The organism is Pantoea rodasii, from assembly GCF_002095465.1.
Classification (GTDB): Bacteria; Pseudomonadota; Gammaproteobacteria; order Enterobacterales; family Enterobacteriaceae; genus Pantoea; species Pantoea rodasii.
The window spans coordinates 66281-86406 of the sequence record NZ_MLFP01000007.1; the positions used below are offsets into that span (position 1 = coordinate 66281).

15 protein-coding genes and 2 pseudogenes are annotated in these 20126 nt (G+C 54.8%); 11 read left to right on the top strand and 6 right to left on the bottom strand.

The window, feature by feature from the left end:
* Positions 1 to 20: 20 nt before the first annotated feature.
* Positions 21 to 1682 carry an HTH-type transcriptional regulator SgrR gene (gene sgrR / locus HA45_RS11530; RefSeq protein ID WP_100704566.1) on the bottom strand — a complete coding sequence of 554 codons (1662 nt, stop codon included), beginning with the start codon at positions 1680 to 1682 and terminating at the stop codon, positions 21 to 23.
* Positions 1683 to 1934: 252 nt separating this feature from the next.
* Between sgrR and HA45_RS11535 the strand changes: the two genes are divergently transcribed.
* Entirely contained in the window at positions 1935 to 3116 is a 1182-nt protein-coding gene (locus HA45_RS11535; protein ID WP_100704567.1) for an MFS transporter, read from the top strand.
* 83 nt (positions 3117 to 3199) lie between these two features.
* Here HA45_RS11535 and leuD read toward each other — a convergent pair whose 3' ends face one another.
* From leuD to leuL, 5 genes are all read right to left on the bottom strand, one after another.
* Complete coding sequence (gene leuD, locus HA45_RS11540) at positions 3200 to 3805, bottom strand: 3-isopropylmalate dehydratase small subunit (protein ID WP_100704568.1); 606 nt, start codon at positions 3803 to 3805, stop codon at positions 3200 to 3202.
* 3 nt (positions 3806 to 3808) lie between these two features.
* Positions 3809 to 5215, bottom strand: a complete 1407-nt coding sequence (gene leuC / locus HA45_RS11545) for a 3-isopropylmalate dehydratase large subunit (protein ID WP_100704569.1) — start codon at positions 5213 to 5215, stop codon at positions 3809 to 3811.
* A 4-nt stretch (positions 5216 to 5219) separates the two neighbouring features.
* A complete protein-coding gene (gene leuB / locus HA45_RS11550) occupies positions 5220 to 6311 on the bottom strand; it encodes a 3-isopropylmalate dehydrogenase (RefSeq protein ID WP_100704570.1) in 1092 nt (363 codons plus the stop codon).
* A 2-nt stretch (positions 6312 to 6313) separates the two neighbouring features.
* On the bottom strand, positions 6314 to 7876 hold the full coding sequence (gene leuA / locus HA45_RS11555) for a 2-isopropylmalate synthase (RefSeq protein WP_100704571.1): 1563 nt from the start codon (positions 7874 to 7876) through the stop codon (positions 6314 to 6316).
* Positions 7877 to 7974: 98 nt separating this feature from the next.
* On the bottom strand, positions 7975 to 8058 hold the full coding sequence (gene leuL / locus HA45_RS29020) for a leu operon leader peptide (protein WP_128598939.1): 84 nt from the start codon (positions 8056 to 8058) through the stop codon (positions 7975 to 7977).
* Between the two features lie 732 nt (positions 8059 to 8790).
* On the opposite strand from leuL, the gene ilvI reads away from it, so the two are divergent.
* The 10 genes and pseudogenes from ilvI (at position 8791) to mraY (ending at position 20125) form a co-directional block, all read left to right on the top strand.
* A complete protein-coding gene (ilvI, locus tag HA45_RS11565; RefSeq protein ID WP_100704572.1) occupies positions 8791 to 10515 on the top strand; it encodes an acetolactate synthase 3 large subunit in 1725 nt (574 codons plus the stop codon).
* Positions 10516 to 10517: 2 nt separating this feature from the next.
* Positions 10518 to 11009 carry an acetolactate synthase small subunit gene (gene ilvN, locus HA45_RS11570; protein WP_100704573.1) on the top strand — a complete coding sequence of 164 codons (492 nt, stop codon included), beginning with the start codon at positions 10518 to 10520 and terminating at the stop codon, positions 11007 to 11009.
* Between the two features lie 199 nt (positions 11010 to 11208).
* Entirely contained in the window at positions 11209 to 12219 is a 1011-nt protein-coding gene (gene cra, locus HA45_RS11575) for a catabolite repressor/activator (RefSeq protein WP_100704574.1), read from the top strand.
* 495 nt (positions 12220 to 12714) lie between these two features.
* Positions 12715 to 13173 carry a division/cell wall cluster transcriptional repressor MraZ gene (gene mraZ / locus HA45_RS11580; RefSeq protein WP_038649082.1) on the top strand — a complete coding sequence of 153 codons (459 nt, stop codon included), beginning with the start codon at positions 12715 to 12717 and terminating at the stop codon, positions 13171 to 13173.
* A 2-nt stretch (positions 13174 to 13175) separates the two neighbouring features.
* On the top strand, positions 13176 to 14117 hold the full coding sequence (rsmH, locus tag HA45_RS11585) for a 16S rRNA (cytosine(1402)-N(4))-methyltransferase RsmH (RefSeq protein WP_100704575.1): 942 nt from the start codon (positions 13176 to 13178) through the stop codon (positions 14115 to 14117).
* A complete protein-coding gene (gene ftsL / locus HA45_RS11590) occupies positions 14114 to 14434 on the top strand; it encodes a cell division protein FtsL (protein ID WP_100704576.1) in 321 nt (106 codons plus the stop codon). Before rsmH ends, ftsL begins: the two co-directional genes overlap by 4 nt.
* Before the next feature lie 20 nt (positions 14435 to 14454).
* Positions 14455 to 16218, top strand: a pseudogene (locus tag HA45_RS11595) (peptidoglycan glycosyltransferase FtsI).
* Positions 16205 to 17691: pseudogene (gene murE / locus HA45_RS11600) on the top strand (UDP-N-acetylmuramoyl-L-alanyl-D-glutamate--2,6-diaminopimelate ligase). The pseudogenes HA45_RS11595 and murE overlap by 14 nt, the downstream one beginning before the upstream one ends.
* Entirely contained in the window at positions 17688 to 19049 is a 1362-nt protein-coding gene (murF, locus tag HA45_RS11605; RefSeq protein WP_100704579.1) for a UDP-N-acetylmuramoyl-tripeptide--D-alanyl-D-alanine ligase, read from the top strand. Before murE ends, murF begins: the two are co-directional and overlap by 4 nt.
* A complete protein-coding gene (mraY, locus tag HA45_RS11610) occupies positions 19043 to 20125 on the top strand; it encodes a phospho-N-acetylmuramoyl-pentapeptide-transferase (protein ID WP_100704580.1) in 1083 nt (360 codons plus the stop codon). The genes murF and mraY overlap by 7 nt, the downstream gene beginning before the upstream one ends.
* Position 20126: the final 1 nt, after the last annotated feature.

A 20126-nucleotide genomic window follows, 5' to 3' on the forward strand; every position in this document is an offset into this window, starting at 1 on the left:
TCTGTGACAGCGCGAAAGCATCACAACTCCGGTGGGGCAAACCAGGCCGATTTAAAGTCAAACCAGCCAAGGGTGTTGAGGCGCACGCCGCGCATACTGCGCTGGCCTTCCAGCAGTAACCAATGATGGAATAACGGATGAACAAAGTCGCTATTCACCAACTGCTTGCTCCAGTCTGCCAGCGGCAAGGCTTTCTGCCGCCACTGTTGGGCATCGGCGTGCCAGTCAATCGGAACGCAGTGGTGCATCAGCGGCAGCTCGTAGAGCTGGGCAAACAGGGCGTATTCGAGCGGCAGAGTGAAGTTGACGCTGCCGAGCCAGATGTCACTTTCTCCCGCACCTTCGAACCACTCTTCATAGGTTAGTTCGCGGGTGATCAGCTCGACGCCCTGTTCAGCCAGCAACGGGCGCAGGGCGTTGGCAATCCCTTCATGCTCAACATGATGGCTATACCAACTGAGCGTCAGTTGCGTTAATCCATCGGGTTTTACTGCCGGCGTTAAATCGCGGCGATGGTGCCAGCGTGGTAAGAATCCGTATGCCGGGAACCAGTAGCGCTGATAACCCACACCTGCATGGTTGAGCAGGGCAATCGGATTGAACAGATAACTCACCCAGCGACGGAAATGGGCATCTTTGCCGCGCTCAGAACGCTGGTCGAACAGCAGGAAATAGCAGCCTTCTTCCAGTCGGCTCTCTTCGGATTTCTCATCAGCGGTTTCCCCCTGCAGCTTTACGCCGGCATACACCAGTTCGTCGCTGATTTCGGGCAGCACCCAAATCGATACGTCATCAATCAGCGCGCGGTAGCCAAAATAGTCATCAAAGGCGGCGATTTTCAGCTGCGTCTGCTGATTGCGCACCACGCTGTAAGGGCCGGTGCCAATAGGCTGACGGGAAAAATGACGTAACGTCGGCCACTCGCGCGGCAGGATCATGGCACTCACGCTGGCCAAAAGCCACGGCAGCCAGCTATCGGGCTGCGTCAGATGAATATCCAGTGTCCAGGGCGCGGGAGAGTGCAGTTTATCGATATGCGAGAACAGCGGCTGGCTGCGTACACGATCCAGCGAGGCGATAACGTCTTCCATCTCCAGTTCGCGGCCGTGATGGAAGCGAATCGCGGGACGTAAAAAGAAGCGCCAGTGGAGTGGGGAAGTTTGCTGCCAGTGGTGGGCGATATCCGCTTCGATTTCCCCCTTTTCCTCATTTATCCGTGTCATGCCGTTAAAGATCTGTCGTGCCAGATGGGTTTCCGAACGACGCAGCGGTGAACCGGGCAGCAGATTGGGCAGCGGACGATAATAGAGCACGCGCAGGATGTGCTTGCCCTGACGGAAACTGCGTCCGAGGTGGGCCGCAATCATCTGGCGAACCTGATCCTTATCGCCAACCAGTTGGACCAGCTGTTCGATGCGATCCTGATCCAGCAAATCCTCCGCGCGCTGCTGCTGGAGCGCCAGGCCGGTGTAATTGAAACTTAGGGTCGAACGCTTGCCGCGCCCGGCTTCCGCCTGCCAGATTAGCCAGCCAGCAGACTGCATGGCGTTAAGCAAATTACGCATATGGCGGCGCGAGCAGTGCAGCCGTTCGGCCAGCTCGCTTAAGGTGGTTTCCTGATCCACGCCCTGGCAGCTTTGCCACAGGCGGATGAACTGCTGTTGCAGTCGCGCAGAGGACATAAAAGGGGAACTCCTTCTCAGAATCGCTCAGTTTTTCCTGCCTCATATTAGAGGCATACTGCCAGGCAATGGAAGAGCGGGAGGCATTCAGCAATGAATGGCGCTCTGCCAGCGGTTCCGCCGACGTGGAGCCTTTTCTGAGTAGGGTGCATTTCACCGCCAGCAGCGTTTTCTCTGCTGGCTTTTTCGTTTTGCTGTGAAATCTTCTACCCTGTTTGTCTTAGCCTCATTTCTCCGCAAAGGGATTTCTGCATGAAATCGCTGTTAACGCGCCAGCGTCGTCTCAACCCGGTTTATCTCTCTTTTATGGCCGTATCGTTTATGACCGGTGTCGCCGGAGCCTTGCAGGCACCGACGCTCAGTTTGTTTTTAACGCGTGAAGTGCAGGTGCGACCGTTTTGGGTCGGGCTGTTTTTTACCATTAACGCGATTGCCGGGATTGTGATTAGTCTGCTGATGGCTAAGCGTTCGGACAATCGCGGCGATCGTCGTAATCTGATCCTGTTTTGTTGCCTGATGGCGGTGCTGAATGCGCTGCTGTTCGCCTTTAATCGTCATTACCTGACGCTGATCAGCGTGGGCGTGTTGCTGTCAGCGCTGGCCAGCGTGGCGATACCGCAGATCTTTGCGCTGGCACGCGAGTATGCCGATCAGTCGGCGCGTGAAGTGGTGATGTTCAGCTCGGTGATGCGTGCGCAGCTGTCGCTGGCGTGGGTGATTGGCCCGCCGCTGTCATTCGCCTTAGCGCTTAACTATGGCTTCGTGACGCTGTTCTGCGTGGCGGCGGTGATTTTCCTGCTCAGTATGTTGTTGATCTGGCGCACTCTGCCATCGGTGCCGCGCGTGGCCGCAACGCCAGAGCAGGTGCTGACCCAGCTTAGCCCGTGGAAAGACAGCCAGGTGCGGATGCTGTTTATCGCCTCGGTGGTGATGTGGGCGTGCAACACCATGTATATCATCGATATGCCGCTGTATATCAGCTCCACGCTGGGGCTGCCGGAAAAGCTGGCAGGCTTATTGATGGGGACGGCGGCAGGATTGGAGATTCCGATCATGCTGCTGGCAGGGCATTACGCCAAGCGCTTCGGTAAACGCAAGCTAGTGTTACTCGCGCTGGTGGCGGCGATCCTGTTCTATCTTGGGCTGGTGATGTTCCAGTCACGCACGGCGTTGATGGTGTTGCAGCTGTTTAACGCGGCGTTTATCGGCATCGTCGCGGGGATTGGCATGTTGTGGTTCCAGGACCTTATGCCGGGACGCGCCGGTGCTGCCACCACCATGTTTACCACCTCAATATCGACCGGTCTGATTATTGCGGGATTGATACAGGGCACGCTGAGCGAGCGTTTTGGGCATGAGTCAGTGTATTGGCTGGCTTTAGCGATGGCGGTTGTGGCGCTGGGGCTGGCATCGCGCGTACGTGATGCCCGATAAACAAAAAGTCGCCAGCAAAGGCGACTTTTGTGACATCCAGTGCGTCTCTATTCGGTGCGCATTCAAGCGCACCGAATAAGGCATTAACGCAGGAATGCTGGCTGATTAGTCTCGTAGTCGGAGATTGACGCTTCGTGTTGCAGCGTCAAACCAATGCTGTCGAGGCCATTGATCATGCAGTGACGGCGGAAGCTGTCGATTTCAAAGCTGTAAGACTTATCACCGGCCGTCACGGTCTGCGCTTCCAGATCCACGGTAAAGGTCACGCCTGGCTGCGCGGCCACCAGTTTGAACATCTCATCCACTTCTTCATCGCTCAGCTTCACTGGCAGCAGTTGGTTGTTAAAGCTGTTGCCATAAAAGATGTCCGCGAAGCTTGGCGCAATCACCGCGTGGAAACCGAAATCGGTCAGTGCCCAAGGCGCATGCTCACGTGATGAACCGCAGCCAAAGTTCTCGCGCGCCAGCAAAATGCTGGTGCCTTTGAATTCAGGTTTGTTCAGTACGAAACCTGGGGTGGGCACGGTGCCCGCATCATCTTCGAAACGCCAGTCGTGGAACAGGTGAGCACCAAAACCGGTGCGCGTCACTTTCTGCAAAAACTGCTTTGGAATGATGGCGTCGGTGTCGACGTTCGCGGCATCCAGTGGCGCCACAATCCCAGTGTGTTGAGTAAATTTGTTCGCCATGGCTTAAGCTCCCTGAGTCAATTCACGAATGTCGGCAAAACGACCGGTGACCGCTGCAGCCGCCGCCATCGCTGGGCTCACTAAGTGAGTGCGACCGCCGCGCCCCTGACGACCTTCAAAGTTACGGTTACTGGTGGACGCGCAACGCTCGCCTGGATTCAGACGGTCATTGTTCATCGCCAGGCACATGGAGCAGCCCGGCAAACGCCATTCAAAACCGGCTTCCAGGAAGATTTTATCCAGTCCTTCCGCTTCCGCCTGAGCTTTAACCGGACCCGAACCTGGCACGACCATCGCTACCACGCCTGGCGCCACTTTACGGCCTTTAGCGATAGCAGCTGCGGCACGCAGATCTTCAATACGTGAGTTGGTGCAGGAACCAATGAAGACTTTGTCGATAGCCACGTCAGTCAGTTTGATACCCGGCTGCAGATCCATGTAGGCCAGTGCTTTCTCAGCAGAAGCACGCTCAACCGGATCGGCAAAGGATTGTGGATTCGGGATCGCTTGATCCACCGCCATCACCTGGCCAGGGTTAGTGCCCCAGGTGACCTGTGGCGCAATATCCGCCGCGTTCAGAGTGACAGTGGAGTCGAATTTGGCTTCGCTGTCTGACTTCAGGGTACGCCAGTAAGCAACGGCGTGTTCCCACTGCTCGCCCTTCGGTGCGAACTGCTTGTCTTTCAGGTAAGCGAACGTAGTGTCATCCGGCGCGACCAGGCCCGCTTTGGCGCCCATCTCAATCGCCATGTTGCACAGCGTCATACGGCCTTCCATGCTCAGCGCTTCAATCGCCGGGCCACAGAATTCGACGACGTGACCGGTACCGCCGGCGCTGCCGGTTTTACCGATAATCGCCAACACGATATCTTTTGCCGTAATGCCCGGCGCCGCTTCGCCCAGCACTTCAATCTTCATGGTTTTGGCACGGCCCTGCTTCAGGGTTTGTGTGGCAAACACATGCTCAACTTCGGAGGTGCCGATACCGAATGCCAGCGAACCGAATGCGCCGTGGGTTGCGGTGTGGGAATCGCCGCAGACGATGGTCATGCCTGGCAGCGTCATCCCTTGTTCAGGCCCAATCACGTGCACGATGCCCTGGAACGGGTGATTCAGGTCATACAGCTGAATGCCGAACTCGGCACAGTTCTTGATCAGCTCTTGCATCTGAATACGCGCCATCTCACCCGACGCATTGATGTCTTTGGTCTGGGTAGAAACGTTGTGATCCATAGTGGCGAAGGTCTTCGACGGCTGACGTACTTTACGGCCGTGCGCACGCAGGCCATCAAAGGCCTGCGGTGACGTCACTTCATGGATCAGATGGCGATCGATATACAGTAACGGGGTTTCATTAGGTGTTTCGTGGACGACATGTGCATCAAATAACTTCTGGTATAAGCTTTTCATTTTATTATTTTTCCTCAGCGATGAAACCGGCAATGATGCTGCCCATTTCATCTGTACTCACGGCTGGGCCATCGCCGGCCAAATCGCGGGTACGATGGCCTGCTTCCAGCGCACGGCTCACTGCACGCTCGATACTGGCGGCGGCGTCATCTGCATTCAGGCTATAGCGTAACAGCAGTGACAACGACAGAATTTGGGCAATCGGGTTGGCGATGTTCTGGCCAGCGATATCCGGTGCTGAACCGCCCGCAGGCTCATACAGACCAAAACCTTCTTCATTCATGCTGGCGGAAGGCAACAGGCCCATCGAGCCGGTGATCATCGCGCATTCGTCGGACAGAATGTCACCGAACAGGTTAGAACAGAGCAGCACATCAAACTGTGATGGATCTTTAATCAGCTGCATAGTGGCGTTATCGATGTACATATGGCTCAGCTGCACATCCGGGTAATCTTTAGCGACTTCATTAACGATTTCGCGCCACATTACCGAGGTCGCCAACACGTTGGCTTTGTCGATGGACGTTACTTTGTTGCTGCGTTTGCGAGCTGCTTCAAACGCGTTGCGAGCAATGCGTTCGATTTCAAAGCGGTGATACACCTCGGTATCGAAAGCACGTTCGTGTGGACCGCTGCCTTCGCGCCCTTTTGGCTGACCAAAATAGATGCCACCGGTCAGTTCACGCACGCACAGAATGTCGAAGCCGCGTGCGGCGATGTCGCTGCGCAGTGGGCAAAATGCTTCCAGACCTTTATACAGCGCAGCAGGGCGCAGGTTGCTGAACAGCTTGAAGTGCTTACGCAGCGGCAGCAGTGCACCGCGCTCTGGCTGACCGGCCGGCGGCAAATGTTCCCACTTCGGGCCGCCGACGGAGCCGAACAAAATCGCATCGGCCTGCTCTGCTCCGGCAACGGTGGCAGGCGGCAGCGGTTCACCGTGACGATCGATGGCGATACCGCCAACATCATATTCGCTGGTGGTGATACGCATGTCGTAGCGTGCGCGAATGGCATCGAGAACCTTGATAGCCTGCGCCATCACTTCCGGGCCGATTCCGTCGCCTGGCATTACCGCAATATGATAAGACTGAGTCATAGTTACACCGTTTCCTTCTGATCTTTAAATTTACGCTGCAATTCTTTTTCCACCTGTTTGGCGCGCCAGATATTGTTCAGGGCGTTCACCATCGCCTTGGCAGAAGATTCGACGATATCGGTCGCCAGGCCCACGCCATGGAATTTACGACCGTTGTAGTTCACCACGATATCTACCTGACCCAGCGCGTTCTCGCCGTGGCCCTTAGCGGTCAACTTGTAGTTAACCAGCTCCGCTTCAAAACCGGTGATGCGGTTGATGGCCTGATACACGGCATCGACCGGACCGTTACCGGTCGCGGCATCGGCTTTGGTCTCTTCGCCACAGCCCAATTGCACAGACGCGGTGGCGGTAACGCTGGAACCGGTCTGCACATTGAATTCGTTCAGCTGGAAATATTCTGGTTCTTCGTTCTGTTTGTTAATGAAGGCCAGCGCTTCCAAATCGTAATCAAATACCTGGCCTTTCTTATCGGCCAGCTTCAGGAAGGCGTCGTACAAGGCATCGACGTTGTAGTCGGCGTCTTTGTAACCCATCTCTTCCATACGGTGTTTCACCGCAGCACGGCCAGAGCGTGAAGTCAGGTTCAACTGAATTTTGTGCAGGCCAATGGATTCCGGCGTCAGGATTTCGTAGTTCTCGCGGTTCTTCAACACGCCATCCTGATGGATGCCGGAAGAGTGGGCGAAAGCGCCCGTACCCACAATCGCTTTGTTGGCCGGAATCGGCATGTTGCAGATTTGGCTGATCAGCTGGCTGGTACGGTAGATTTCCTGATGATGAATATTGGTGTGCAGGTTCATGATCTGCTGACGGGTTTTAATCGTCATGATCACTTCTTCCAGCGCACAGTTACCGGCGCGCTCACCTAAGCCATTGATCGTACCTTCCACCTGACGCGCACCGGCCAATACCGCCGCTACCGCATTGCCGGTTGCCATGCCCAAATCATCATGGGTATGAACTGACAGGATGGCTTTGTCGATGTTCGGGACGCGCTCGCGCAACTGGCTGAAGATGTTGGCGTACTCGTGCGGTAAGGTGTAGCCCACGGTATCCGGAATGTTGATGGTAGTCGCGCCGGCGTTGATCGCGGCTTCGACTACGCGGCACAGATCGTCGATTGGGGTACGACCGCCGTCTTCGCAAGAGAACTCAACGTCATCGGTGTAATTGCGGGCGCGTTTGATCGAGGCCACTGCGCGGTCAATCACATCTGGCAAGGTACTGCGCAATTTGGTGGCGATATGCATTGGCGAAGTCGCGAGGAAGGTATGAATGCGGAATGCTTCAGCAACACGCAATGCCTCATAGGCGGCATCAATATCCTTATCAACGCAACGTGCCAGGGCGGCAACGCGGCTGTTTTTCACCGAGCGCGCAATGGTCTGCACCGATTCAAAATCGCCAGGCGAGGAGATAGGGAAGCCGACTTCCATCACATCCACGCCCATACGCTCCAGCGCCAGGGCAATCTGCAGTTTTTCTTTAACACTCAGGCTGGCCTGTAATGCCTGCTCGCCGTCGCGCAGAGTGGTATCGAAAATAATAACTTGCTGGCTCATGGTCATCTTCCTTTTGCTTTAACTCAACTTCGCCGGTGTAACGAGCATAAAAAAACCCGCGCATCGGCGCGGGTTTTTTAAACTTCTTCAGGTTCGAATCAGTGATTGATTCCACCCACAAGTCTACCGCGCAATCTGAATGCGTTTAGTAGTAGACCGAGTAGGCGGAAAGAATGAAACATGAATCAAACCTCGTTAATTTTGTGCTGCACATATTGATACTGGGATTAGTGCATGAAGTCAACCCTAAGTGAAAGGGTATTTCTTTTGCCGGTTAAGGGCGATCTGCTGCGAATATCTGGCTAAACAGAGCATTGGCATTAATTAGCCGTAGGCTGAATAGTCTGAACATCCTAAAAAATATTTTATAAAACCGAATTAATTTTAATTAACTGAATTTACTGTGCTTTTTCGGAGTGTTTAAGTGGGTCTGACCACGAAATTCAGCGCGTTGCTTAGCATATTGTCATGTGCGAGGGGACTTTCGGAGTTAATCACGCCAGAAAGTAATTCGCAGGAAAGATTGTGGGCTGAACGGTCAGGCTATATGAAAATCATATTTCTTAGAACACGCTGCAAATAATCCTTAAACCAGCATTTTCATCTGTGGTTGTGGTCGGGCATTAGTTTAATCCTCGCGAGCAATTATCACGTATCAGAGCCTTCAGTGCCGGATTAAGCGTGCCGCAGCGTCCTGCTGTTTGCAGGGCGGGTTTTCTGCGGTTATGGTAATCGACCTACTCTTAAAAGAATCAACTCAAGTAGATTCCCTGTACCTGGAAGGCAGAAATGAATTCTGCCCTCTGAGCATAAACATAAGGTTTTGATCTTAATTGGCGAATACGGGACAGAAGGTCAGCAGCGCAGGGAACTTCGCGTTGCCGGATTCTGTTCCTCAAGCCTGGAGGCAGAAAATGGAGATGTTGTCAGGAGCCGAAATGGTCGTCCGTTCGTTAATCGATCAGGGCGTAAAGCAGGTATTCGGCTATCCGGGCGGAGCAGTGCTCGATATTTACGATGCGCTGCAAACGGTCGGTGGTATTGACCACGTATTAGTGCGTCACGAGCAAGGCGCAGTGCATATGGCGGATGGTCTGGCACGCGCGACCGGCGAAGTCGGCGTGGTGTTAGTCACCTCAGGTCCAGGCGCAACCAATGCCATTACCGGTATTGCGACGGCGTATATGGATTCAATCCCGATGGTGATTCTGTCGGGTCAGGTTCCGTCTTCACTGATCGGCTACGATGCGTTCCAGGAGTGCGACATGGTCGGGATTTCCCGTCCGGTGGTGAAGCACAGTTTCCTGGTGAAGAACGCGGAAGAGATCCCTACCGTGCTGAAAAAAGCCTTCTGGCTGGCAGCGAGTGGCCGTCCCGGCCCGGTGGTGATCGATCTGCCCAAAGATATTCTTAACCCGGCGAATAAGCTGCCGTACGTCTATCCAGAAACGGTCAGCATGCGCTCTTATAACCCGACGATTCAGGGTCATAAAGGGCAAATCAAACGTGCCTTGCAAACCCTACTGGCCGCGCATAAGCCGGTGATTTACGCCGGTGGCGGTGCGATCATGTCAGGTTGTGAAGCGGAACTGCTGCAGTTAGCCGAACAGCTGAATATTCCGGTCACCATGTCGCTGATGGGCCTTGGCGTATTCCCTGGCACGCATCGCCAAAGCGTCGGCATGCTGGGGATGCACGGGACTTATGAAGCCAATATGACGATGCACAATGCCGATTTGATCTTCGGTATTGGCGTGCGCTTCGATGATCGTACCACCAACAATCTGGCAAAATACTGCCCGAACGCCACCATCATGCATATCGACGTCGATCCGACCTCGATTTCCAAGACCGTCAGCGCGGATATCCCGATTGTGGGTGATGCGAAGCAGACGCTGTCGCAGATGCTGGAATTGCTGGCGCAAAGCGATGCCAAACAAGAGCTGGATAGTCTGCGTGACTGGTGGCAAACCATTGATGGCTGGCGCAGCCGTAAGTGCCTTGAATTCGATCGCACCAGCGACAAAATCAAACCGCAGGCCGTTATCGAAACCATTTGCCGCCTGACCAAAGGCGAGGCTTACGTCACCTCTGACGTCGGTCAGCATCAGATGTTCGCCGCGCTCTACTACCAGTTCGACAAACCGCGCCGTTGGATTAACTCTGGTGGCCTCGGCACCATGGGCTTTGGCTTACCGGCCGCGCTGGGCGTGAAAATGGCGCTGCCAGACGAGACCGTGATTTGCGTGACCGGTGACGGCAGCATCCAGATGAACATTCAGGAGCTGTCGACTGCGCTGCAGTACGATTTGCCGGTGCTGGTGTTGAACCTCAACAACGGTTTCCTCGGCATGGTGAAGCAGTGGCAGGATATGATTTATTCTGGCCGCCATTCGCAATCCTACATGCAATCTCTGCCGAACTTCGTGCGTTTAGCCGAAGCCTATGGCCATGTGGGCATTTCCATCTCACACCCGGCTGAGCTGGAAGAGAAGCTGCAACTGGCGCTGGATACGCTGGCGAAAGGGCGTCTGGTGTTTGTTGATGTGAATATCGACGGCAGCGAGCACGTTTACCCGATGCAGATTCGCGGCGGTTCGATGGATGAGATGTGGCTGAGCAAAACGGAGAGGACTTAATTATGCGTCGTGTATTATCGGTTCTGCTGGAAAACGAATCCGGCGCATTGTCACGCGTGGTGGGCCTGTTCTCTCAACGCGGCTACAACATTGAGAGCCTGACGGTTGCGCCTACCGATGACCCAACGCTGTCGCGCATGACCATTCAAACGGTCGGTGACGCGAAAGTGCTGGAGCAGATTGAGAAGCAACTGCACAAGCTGGTGGACGTGTTACGTGTCAGCGAGTTGGGGCAGGGTGCTTACGTTGAACGCGAAATCATGCTGGTGAAGATTCAGGCGAGCGGTTATGGCCGTGAGGAAGTGAAGCGCAGCGCTGAGATCTTCCGCGGTCAGATTATTGACGTTACGCCGACGCTGTACACGGTTCAGCTAGCAGGCACCAGCGACAAGCTCGACGCCTTCCTCAACACCGTGCGTGATGTCGCAGAGATAATTGAAGTGGCGCGTTCAGGTATCGTTGGCGTCTCACGCGGCGATCGTGTGATGCGTTAATACCGTAACGTGACCATCGCATAATCAAGCTAACCCGGCGTAATGCCGGGTTTTTTTTATTTAATGCGCTTGTGAGAGCTGCCCGATAAAAGCGGTTGCTCAGCGTAGGGTTCTGCGGTTAGATGTTACAAATGTTTTACCCTTAGCTACTCTGCGGACATTTTCGCCAGCCGTGGCTTATCAGAATTAAGGTGTCATCGTGAAACTGGATGAAATTGCGCGCCTGGCGGGCGTGTCGCGCACCACGGCCAGCTATGTCATTAATGGCAAAGCGCGGCAGTATCGTGTCAGCGACAAAACCGTCGAAAAAGTCATGGCGGTGGTGCGTGAGCATAATTATCACCCGAATGCGGTTGCGGCGGGCCTGCGTGCCGGGCGGACGCGATCGATCGGACTGGTGATCCCCGATCTGGAAAACACCAGTTATACGCGCATCGCAAACTATCTGGAGCGTCAGGCACGTCAGCGCGGCTATCAGCTGCTGATCGCCTGCTCGGAAGATCAGCCCGACAATGAGATGCGTTGTATTGAGCATCTGCTGCAGCGCCAGGTGGATGCCATCATCGTCTCCACGTCGTTGCCGCCGGAGCACCCGTTCTATCAACGCTGGATCAACGATCCGCTGCCGATTATCGCGCTCGACCGCGCGCTGGATCGTGAACACTTCACCAGCGTGGTAGGCGCCGATCAGGATGACGCGCATGCACTGGGGGCTGAATTGCGTCAGCTACCGGTGAAAAACGTGCTGTTCCTTGGTGCGCTCCCCGAGCTTTCCGTGAGTTTCCTGCGCGAAATGGGTTTCCGTGATGCGTGGAAGGATGATGAGCGCCCCATCGATTACCTTTACTGTAATAGTTTCGATCGTGCTGCTGCCGCCACGTTATTCGAGAAATACCTCGAAGATCATGCCATGCCGGAAGCGCTGTTTACCACCTCTTTCGGTCTGTTGCAGGGCGTGATGGATATTACCCTGAAGCGCGATGGACGTTTGCCAACTGACCTTGCTATCGCGACGTTTGGCGACCACGAATTACTGGACTTTTTGGAGTGTCCGGTGCTGGCCGTGGGACAACGCCACCGCGATGTGGCCGAACGCGTGCTGGAATTAGTTTTGGCCTCGCTAGATGAACCGCGTAAACCGAAGCCGGGATTAACGCGTATTCGCCGCAATTTATTCCGTCGTGGTCAATTAAGCCGACGCGCGAAATGAAACCGTGGGCAGTTCGCTGCCCGCGCTTATTAATCCTTCAGATATACTTCCGCCATCGGACTGGGGTAAAAAAGCGTAAATTATCGCCATTTCCGCTAACGAATTACCCGCGCTCAATTTTCTTATTTGTTTACATCTTCAGCAGAGACGCGTAGCAGAGCTGGCGCGATGGTGCTGGGCTTCCTTTCAGAAATCCCCTAAAATGCAGCCGCTGTCGCATATCCCGGGATAATTATGTTTCGGGGTAAAAGCGCTTTATTTTTCGCCATTTTTTCAATTGTGAAAATTTTTTATTCCACTATTCATCAGGTTAATTTTTTAATTTTGCCATTCATTACCCATTATTCCCCTCCACTAAATAAATTTATTCCGTGTAAAGAGTGATATTCACTTGTCGTTGCGGCTTGACAAGGATTTCATCGGCTCCGTACACTCGTTTCGTGGTAAAAAGTGGGATAAAGTGGTGAAAACGGGTGATTGAGGGGTGAGGCTGGCATGTTCCGTGGAGCAACGTTAGTCAATCTCGACGGCAAAGGCCGATTGGCGGTACCAACACGCTATCGCGAATTGCTGGTCGCAGAATCTCAGGGGCAAATGGTGTGTACCATTGACCTCCATCAGCCCTGCCTGTTGCTTTATACCCTGCCCGAATGGGAAATCATTGAGAAAAAACTGGCGCGCTTATCTAGCATGAATCCGAATGAGCGTCGCGTGCAGCGACTGCTGCTAGGGCATGCCAGTGAATGCCAGATGGATAACGCAGGTCGTTTGTTGCTGGCGAATACGCTACGCCAACATGCGAGCCTAACCAAAGAAGTGATGCTGGTTGGACAGTTCAACAAGTTTGAACTGTGGGATGAACAGACCTGGTATCAACAAGTTAAGGATGATATTGACGCAGAACAGTCAGCTCAGGAGCCTTTATCTGAGCGGTTGCAGGACTTGTCACTATAGCTATGCAGGATAATTTTAAACACACCACAGTGCTACTGGATGAGGCGGTTAACGGCCTCAATATCAGGGAAGATGGCATCTACATTGACGGCACATTTGGTCGCGGTGGGCACTCACGCCTGATCCTTTCGCAACTTGGTGCGAACGGACAATTACTGGCCATCGACCGCGATCCGCAAGCCATAGCGGCAGCCGCAGAGATCAATGACTCACGTTTTTCGATTGTGCACGGGCCGTTTTCGGCGCTGGCAGAATATGTCGAAGAGCGTGGACTCACCGGCAAGATCGACGGCGTATTGTTGGATCTTGGCGTGTCATCACCGCAGTTAGATGACGCAGAGCGCGGTTTTTCGTTCATGCGTGATGGGCCGCTGGATATGCGCATGGACCCAACACGCGGACAATCCGCTGCTGAATGGTTGATGAGTGCAGAAGAAGCCGATATCGCGTTTGTGATTAAAACCTTCGGTGAAGAACGTTTTGGCAAACGTATTGCGCGCGCCATCGTAGAGCGCAACCGTGAACAGCCAATGACGCGCACCAAAGAGTTAGCGACAGTCATTGCCGCCGCGATGCCGGTGAAAGATAAGTTCAAGCATCCGGCTACGCGCACCTTCCAGGCGATTCGCATCTGGATTAACAGCGAACTGGAAGAGATCGATATCGCCCTGAAAGGGGCACTGTCGGTGCTGGCGCCTGGCGGTCGATTGTCGGTGATCAGCTTCCATTCGTTGGAAGACCGCCTGGTGAAACGCTTCATGCGTGACCAAAGCCGCGGTCCGCAGGTTCCAGCGGGTATTCCGATGACAGAGAGCCAGCTGAAAGCCCTGGGTGGCCGTGAACTGAAAACTCTCGGCAAGCTGATTCCAGGTGAAAACGAAGTGAACGAAAACCCGCGTGCGCGAAGTTCAGTTCTGCGTATCGCTGAAAGGACCGCTTCATGATCGGAAACGAGCGACACAGCCTGCCCGGCGTCATCGGCGGTGATTTGCTGCGATTTGGCAAGATCCCGGTGTTATTGCTGATAGCGGTGCTGGTGTCCTCGGTTCTGGTTGTTACCACCACGCACAAGACGCGTCTGTTAACGGCGCAGCGCGAGCAGTTGGTGTTAGAACGTGACGCGCTGGATATCGAGTGGCGCAACCTGATTCTGGAAGAGAATGCGCTCGGCGATCATAGCCGGGTTGAGCGGATAGCAACCGATAAGCTGCAAATGCAACATGTTGATCCTTCACAGGAAAATATCGTGGTGCAGAAATAAATAAGGAATCGCAGACCTCAATGAGCGGCGCAGGCAAAACGCTGAAGTTAAAAAACAGGAAGATAAGGCCAGCTTTATAAGCTGGCGTTTTGCGTTGCTGTGCGGCTGTATTTTACTGGCTTTGGGCGGTTTACTGTCACGCGTGGCGTGGCTGCAGGTCATCAGCCCCGACAAACTGGTGAAAGAGGGCGATTTGCGTTCCCTGCGCGTGCAGGCTGTTCCCACTGCGCGCGGCATGATCAGCGATCGTGCGGGACGTCCGCTGGCGGTGAGCGTACCGGTGAATGCCATCTGGGCCGATCCTAAAGAGTTGGCTGAGCACGGTGGCGTGTCACTGGACAGTCGCTGGAAAGCGCTTTCGGACGCGTTATCGATCCCGCTGGATCAGCTCGCTGCTCGCGTGAATGCTAATCCCAAAGGACGCTTTATCTATCTGGCGCGTCAGGTGAATCCGGCCATTGGCGAGTACGTTAAAAACTCAAGTTGCCGGGCATTTATCTGCGTGAAGAGTCACGTCGCTACTATCCCGCCGGTCAGGTCACTGCGCACCTGATTGGCTTTACCAATATTGATGGTCAAGGCATTGAAGGCATCGAAAAGAGCTTCGACAAATGGCTGACCGGTGCGCCGGGTGAACGTACGGTGCGTAAAGACCGCTTCGGGCGCGTCATCGAAGACATCTCTTCCGTCGACAGTCGCGCCGCGCACAACCTTACGCTGAGCATCGATGAGCGTCTGCAAGCGCTGGTGTACCGCGAATTAAACAACGCCGTAGCCTTCAACAAAGCAGAGTCGGGTACCGCCGTGCTGGTGGATGTGAATACCGGCGAAGTGCTGGCGATGGCGAACAGCCCAGCTTACAACCCGAACAATCTCAGCAACACGCCAAAAGACGTGATGCGTAACCGCGCGATCACCGACATCTTCGAGCCAGGCTCTACTGTGAAGCCGATGGTGGTGATGACGGCCTTGCAACGCGGTGTGGTGAAAGAGAACAGCGTACTGAATACCGTGCCGTACCGCGTCAATGGTCATGAGATCAAAGACGTGGCGCGCTACAACGAATTGACCTTACCGGGGTTTTACAGAAGTCGAGTAACGTCGGGGTTTCACGTTTGGCGTTAGCGATGCCCTCCTCAGCACTCGTAGATACTTACGCGCGCTTTGGACTGGGTAAACCGACCAATTTGGGGCTGGTCGGGGAAAGTAGTGGCTTATACCCTCAAAAACAACGGTGGTCTGACATAGAGAGGGCCACCTTCTCTTTCGGCTACGGGCTAATGGTAACACCGTTACAGTTAGCGCGAGTCTACGCAACCATTGGCAGCTACGGCATCAATCGCCCGCTGTCGATCACCAAAGTTGACCCGCCAGTGGCGGGTGAGCGCGTTTTCCAGGAAGACCTGGTGAGAACGGTGATGCACATGATGGAAAGCGTTGCGTTGCCAGGCGGTGGTGGTGTTAAAGCCGCTATCAAGGGCTATCGCATCGCCATCAAAACCGGTACCGCTAAAAAAGTCGGGCCGGATGGACGTTACGTTAATAAATACATTGCTTACACCGCAGGCGTTGCGCCTGCCAGTCGCCCTCGTTTTGCACTGGTGGTGGTGATCAACGATCCCCAGGCCGGTAAATATTATGGTGGTGCAGTTTCTGCACCGGTGTTTGGCGCCATCATGGGCGGAGTATTACGTACCATGAACATCGAGCCTGATGCGTTGCCGACAATTGATAAAGACGAGTTGGTGAAGAACAGAAGTGAGGAATCAAGTGACCGATCGTAACCTGCGCGATTTACTGGCCCCGTGGGTGCCGGGTGCGCCGGCGCGTCCACTCCGTGACATGACACTAGACAGCCGCGCTGCGGCTGCTGGCGATCTGTTTATCGCCGTGGCGGGCCATCATGCTGATGGACGTCGTTTTATTCCGCAGGCTATTGCGCAGGGCGTGGCGGCAGTGATTGCCGAAGCCGAAGGCGAAGCCAGCGATGGAGATATCCGCGAGATGCACGGCGTCCCGGTTATCTATCTGGCGCAGTTGCAGCAGCGTCTCTCTGCACTGGCCGGGCGTTTTATCAGCAGCCTGCTGAAAAACTGAAGTTAATCGGGGTTACCGGCACCAACGGTAAAACCACCACCACCCAGTTAATGGCGCAGTGGGCTAATTTACTGGGTGAAACCGGCGCGGTGATGGGCACGGTGGGCAATGGCTTGTATGGCCAACTGGTGGCAAGCGAAAACACCACCGGTTCTGCGGTGGATGTGCAGCATGTTCTGAATGATTTAGTCGTCCAGGGCGCAACCGTGGCCGCGATGGAGGTCTCTTCACACGGTCTGGTGCAACATCGTGTGGCGGCGTTGCCGTTTGCTGCGGCGGTGTTCACTAACCTGAGCCGCGATCACCTCGATTATCACGGCGACATGCAGAGCTATGAAGCCGCGAAATGGTTGCTGTTCTCCGAGCACCTGGTGGCGGATGCCATTATTAATGCGGATGACGAAGTCGGACGCCGCTGGCTGGAAAAACTGCCTGACGCCGTAGCCGTTACGCTGGATAACAATTTGCAGCCGGGCTGTCGTGGACGTTGGTTAAAAGCCACGGCGGTTAATTATCATGACGGTGGCGCGCATATCCAGTTCAACTCCAGCTGGGGTGAGGGCGAGTTTGATAGCCGCCTGATGGGCGCCTTCAACGTCAGCAACCTGCTATTGGCATTGGCCACCTTGTTGACGCTCGATTATCCGCTGGAGGCGTTGGTCACCACCGCATCACAGTTGCAGCCGGTTTGTGGCCGCATGGAAGTTTTCACGGCACCTGAAAAACCCACGGTGGTGGTGGATTATGCTCATACGCCTGATGCGCTGGAAAAAGCGCTGGAAGCTGCGCGCCTGCACTGCAAAGGCAAGCTGTGGTGTGTGTTTGGCTGTGGCGGCGACCGCGATAAAGGCAAACGTCCGCTGATGGGCGCGATTGCTGAACAATTCTCTGACATCGTCGTGATTACTGATGACAATCCACGCAGTGAAGAGCCTGCCGCGATTGTGAATGACATTTTGACCGGGTTACTCGACCCAGGTCGCGCCCGTGTGGTCGCGGGGCGTGCTCAAGCGGTGACTAACGCCGTGATGCAAGCCCATGCTGATGACATCGTGCTGGTGGCCGGTAAAGGCCATGAAGATTATCAAATCATTGGTAACCGCCGTCTTGATTACTCCGATCGCGACACCGTCGCCCGTTTGCTGGGGGTGGTGGCATGATTCCAATTTCCCTCAAAACCCTGGCTGAAATCAGTGGTGGTCAACTGCACGGTGCGGATTTCAGCATTGCTGACGTCACCAGTGACACGCGCAAAGTCACCGATGGCTGCCTGTTTGTGGCGCTGGTGGGTGAACGTTTTGATGCGCATGACTTCGCTAACGATGCCATCGCTAACGGTGCCAAAGCACTGTTAGTCAGTAAGCACTTACCTGTGAATGTTTCACAAGTGGTGGTCGCCGATACCCGCATCGCTTTTGGTCAGCTCGGTGCCTGGGTGCGTCAGCAGGCGAAAGCGCGCGTGGTGGCGCTGACCGGATCTTCCGGCAAAACCTCAGTCAAAGAGATGACGGCGGCGATTCTGCGCCAGTGCGGTGAAACCTTGTATACCGCAGGCAATCTGAATAACGACTTCGGCGTGCCGATGACGCTGCTGCGTCTGACCAAAGATCATGATTACGCAGTGATTGAGCTGGGTGCCAATCATCAGGGTGAAATTGCTTACACCACTGATTTGGTGCGTCCAGAAACCGCGCTGGTTAATAACCTCGCTGCGGCACATCTGGAAGGCTTCGGTTCACTGGCCGGTGTGGCGAAAGCGAAAGGCGAAATTTTTGGTGGATTGCCGGTTCACGGCACCGCGATTGTCAACGCCGACAGCAACGACCTCGCCAACTGGCAATCACAGTTTGTCGATAAGACATTGTGGCGCTTCTCGCCACAGCCCATGGCCGATGCGGAGTTCCGTGCCAGCGAAATCGTGCTGCGTGCGGATGCCACGCTGTTTACCCTGCATACCCCGCGTGGGGATATCGCGGTAGAGCTGCCGTTGCCGGGTCGCCATAACATTGCTAATGCCTTAGCGGCGGCCGCGCTGGCGCTGTCGGTTGATGCTCCGTTGAGTGCCATCCAGTCCGGTTTGAAAACGTTGCAGCCTGTGCCTGGTCGTCTGTTCCCGATTCGCCTTGCTGCCAATCAGTTACTGCTCGACGATAGCTACAACGCCAATGTCGGTTCGATGACGGCCGCCGCGCAGGTGCTGGGCGATATGCCTGGCTTCCGGGTGATGGTGGTGGGCGATATGGCGGAATTGGGCGATGAAGCCGAACAGTGTCATCAGCAGGTGGGGGAAGCCGCCAAAGCCGCTGGCATTGATTGTGTTCTGAGCACCGGCACGTTGAGCCGATTGATTGGTGAAAGCAGCGGCAAAGGCGAGCATTTCGCCACAAAAGCCGATCTGACGGAACGTTTACGCACATTGCTGTCCCAACATCAGGACATCACTATTTTGGTTAAAGGCTCACGAAGCGCCGCCATGGAGCAGGTCGTCGAGAGCTTACAGGAGAAAGGAACATGCTAGTCTGGCTGGCCGAACATTTGGTCACATTTTATTCGGGCTTTAACGTCTTCTCGTATTTGACGTTTCGCGCCATTGTCAGCCTGCTGACCGCTCTGTTCCTTTCACTGTGGATGGGCCCGCGCCTGATCGCCTGGCTGCAGAAATTGCAGATTGGTCAGGTCGTGCGCAACGACGGCCCTGAGTCGCACTTCAGTAAGCGCGGCACGCCAACTATGGGCGGCATTATGATCCTCACCTCCATCACCGTTTCGGTGTTGATGTGGGCATATCCGTCGAACCCTTACGTATGGTGCGTGCTGGCGGTGCTGATTGGTTTCGGCATCATCGGCTTTGTCGATGACTATCGCAAAGTGGTACGTAAAGACACTAAAGGCCTGATTGCCCGCTGGAAATATTTCTGGATGTCGGTGATATCTCTCGGTGTGGCTTTTGCGTTATATGCCGCGGGTAAAGGCACACCAGCGACGCAACTGGTCGTGCCCTTCTTCAAAGACATCATGCCGCAGCTTGGATTGTTCTACGTGTTGCTGGCTTACTTTGTGATTGTCGGCACCGGCAATGCAGTCAACCTGACCGATGGTCTGGATGGCCTGGCGATCATGCCAACCGTCTTCGTTGCAGCTGGTTTTGCTCTGGTGGCCTGGGCGACCGGTAACGTGAAGTTTGCCGAGTATCTGCATATTCCGTATCTGCGCCACGCCGGGGAGTTAGTGATCGTTTGTACCGCGATTGTCGGTGCGGGCCTCGGCTTCCTGTGGTTCAACACCTACCCAGCTCAGGTCTTTATGGGCGATGTGGGTTCGCTGGCACTGGGTGGCGCGTTAGGCACCATCGCCGTGCTGCTGCGTCAGGAGTTTTTGCTGGTGATCATGGGCGGCGTGTTTGTGGTTGAAACGCTGTCGGTGATTCTGCAGGTGGGGTCGTTCAAGCTGCGCGGTCAACGTATTTTCCGTATGGCGCCGATTCACCACCACTATGAATTGAAAGGCTGGCCGGAGCCGCGCGTCATCGTGCGCTTCTGGATTATTTCACTGATGCTGGTGCTGATTGGCCTGGCAACACTGAAGGTGCGTTAAT

Coding starts and splice junctions, on each gene's coding strand:
- sgrR (WP_100704566.1), bottom strand. CDS start 1,682: ATGTCCTCTGCGCGACTGCAACAGCAGTTCATCCGCCTGTGGCAAAGC.
- HA45_RS11535 (WP_100704567.1), top strand. CDS start 1,935: ATGAAATCGCTGTTAACGCGCCAGCGTCGTCTCAACCCGGTTTATCTC.
- leuD (WP_100704568.1), bottom strand. CDS start 3,805: ATGGCGAACAAATTTACTCAACACACTGGGATTGTGGCGCCACTGGAT.
- leuC (WP_100704569.1), bottom strand. CDS start 5,215: ATGAAAAGCTTATACCAGAAGTTATTTGATGCACATGTCGTCCACGAA.
- leuB (WP_100704570.1), bottom strand. CDS start 6,311: ATGACTCAGTCTTATCATATTGCGGTAATGCCAGGCGACGGAATCGGC.
- leuA (WP_100704571.1), bottom strand. CDS start 7,876: ATGAGCCAGCAAGTTATTATTTTCGATACCACTCTGCGCGACGGCGAG.
- leuL (WP_128598939.1), bottom strand. CDS start 8,058: ATGTTTCATTCTTTCCGCCTACTCGGTCTACTACTAAACGCATTCAGA.
- ilvI (WP_100704572.1), top strand. CDS start 8,791: ATGGAGATGTTGTCAGGAGCCGAAATGGTCGTCCGTTCGTTAATCGAT.
- ilvN (WP_100704573.1), top strand. CDS start 10,518: ATGCGTCGTGTATTATCGGTTCTGCTGGAAAACGAATCCGGCGCATTG.
- mraZ (WP_038649082.1), top strand. CDS start 12,715: ATGTTCCGTGGAGCAACGTTAGTCAATCTCGACGGCAAAGGCCGATTG.
- rsmH (WP_100704575.1), top strand. CDS start 13,176: ATGCAGGATAATTTTAAACACACCACAGTGCTACTGGATGAGGCGGTT.
- ftsL (WP_100704576.1), top strand. CDS start 14,114: ATGATCGGAAACGAGCGACACAGCCTGCCCGGCGTCATCGGCGGTGAT.
- murF (WP_100704579.1), top strand. CDS start 17,688: ATGATTCCAATTTCCCTCAAAACCCTGGCTGAAATCAGTGGTGGTCAA.
- mraY (WP_100704580.1), top strand. CDS start 19,043: ATGCTAGTCTGGCTGGCCGAACATTTGGTCACATTTTATTCGGGCTTT.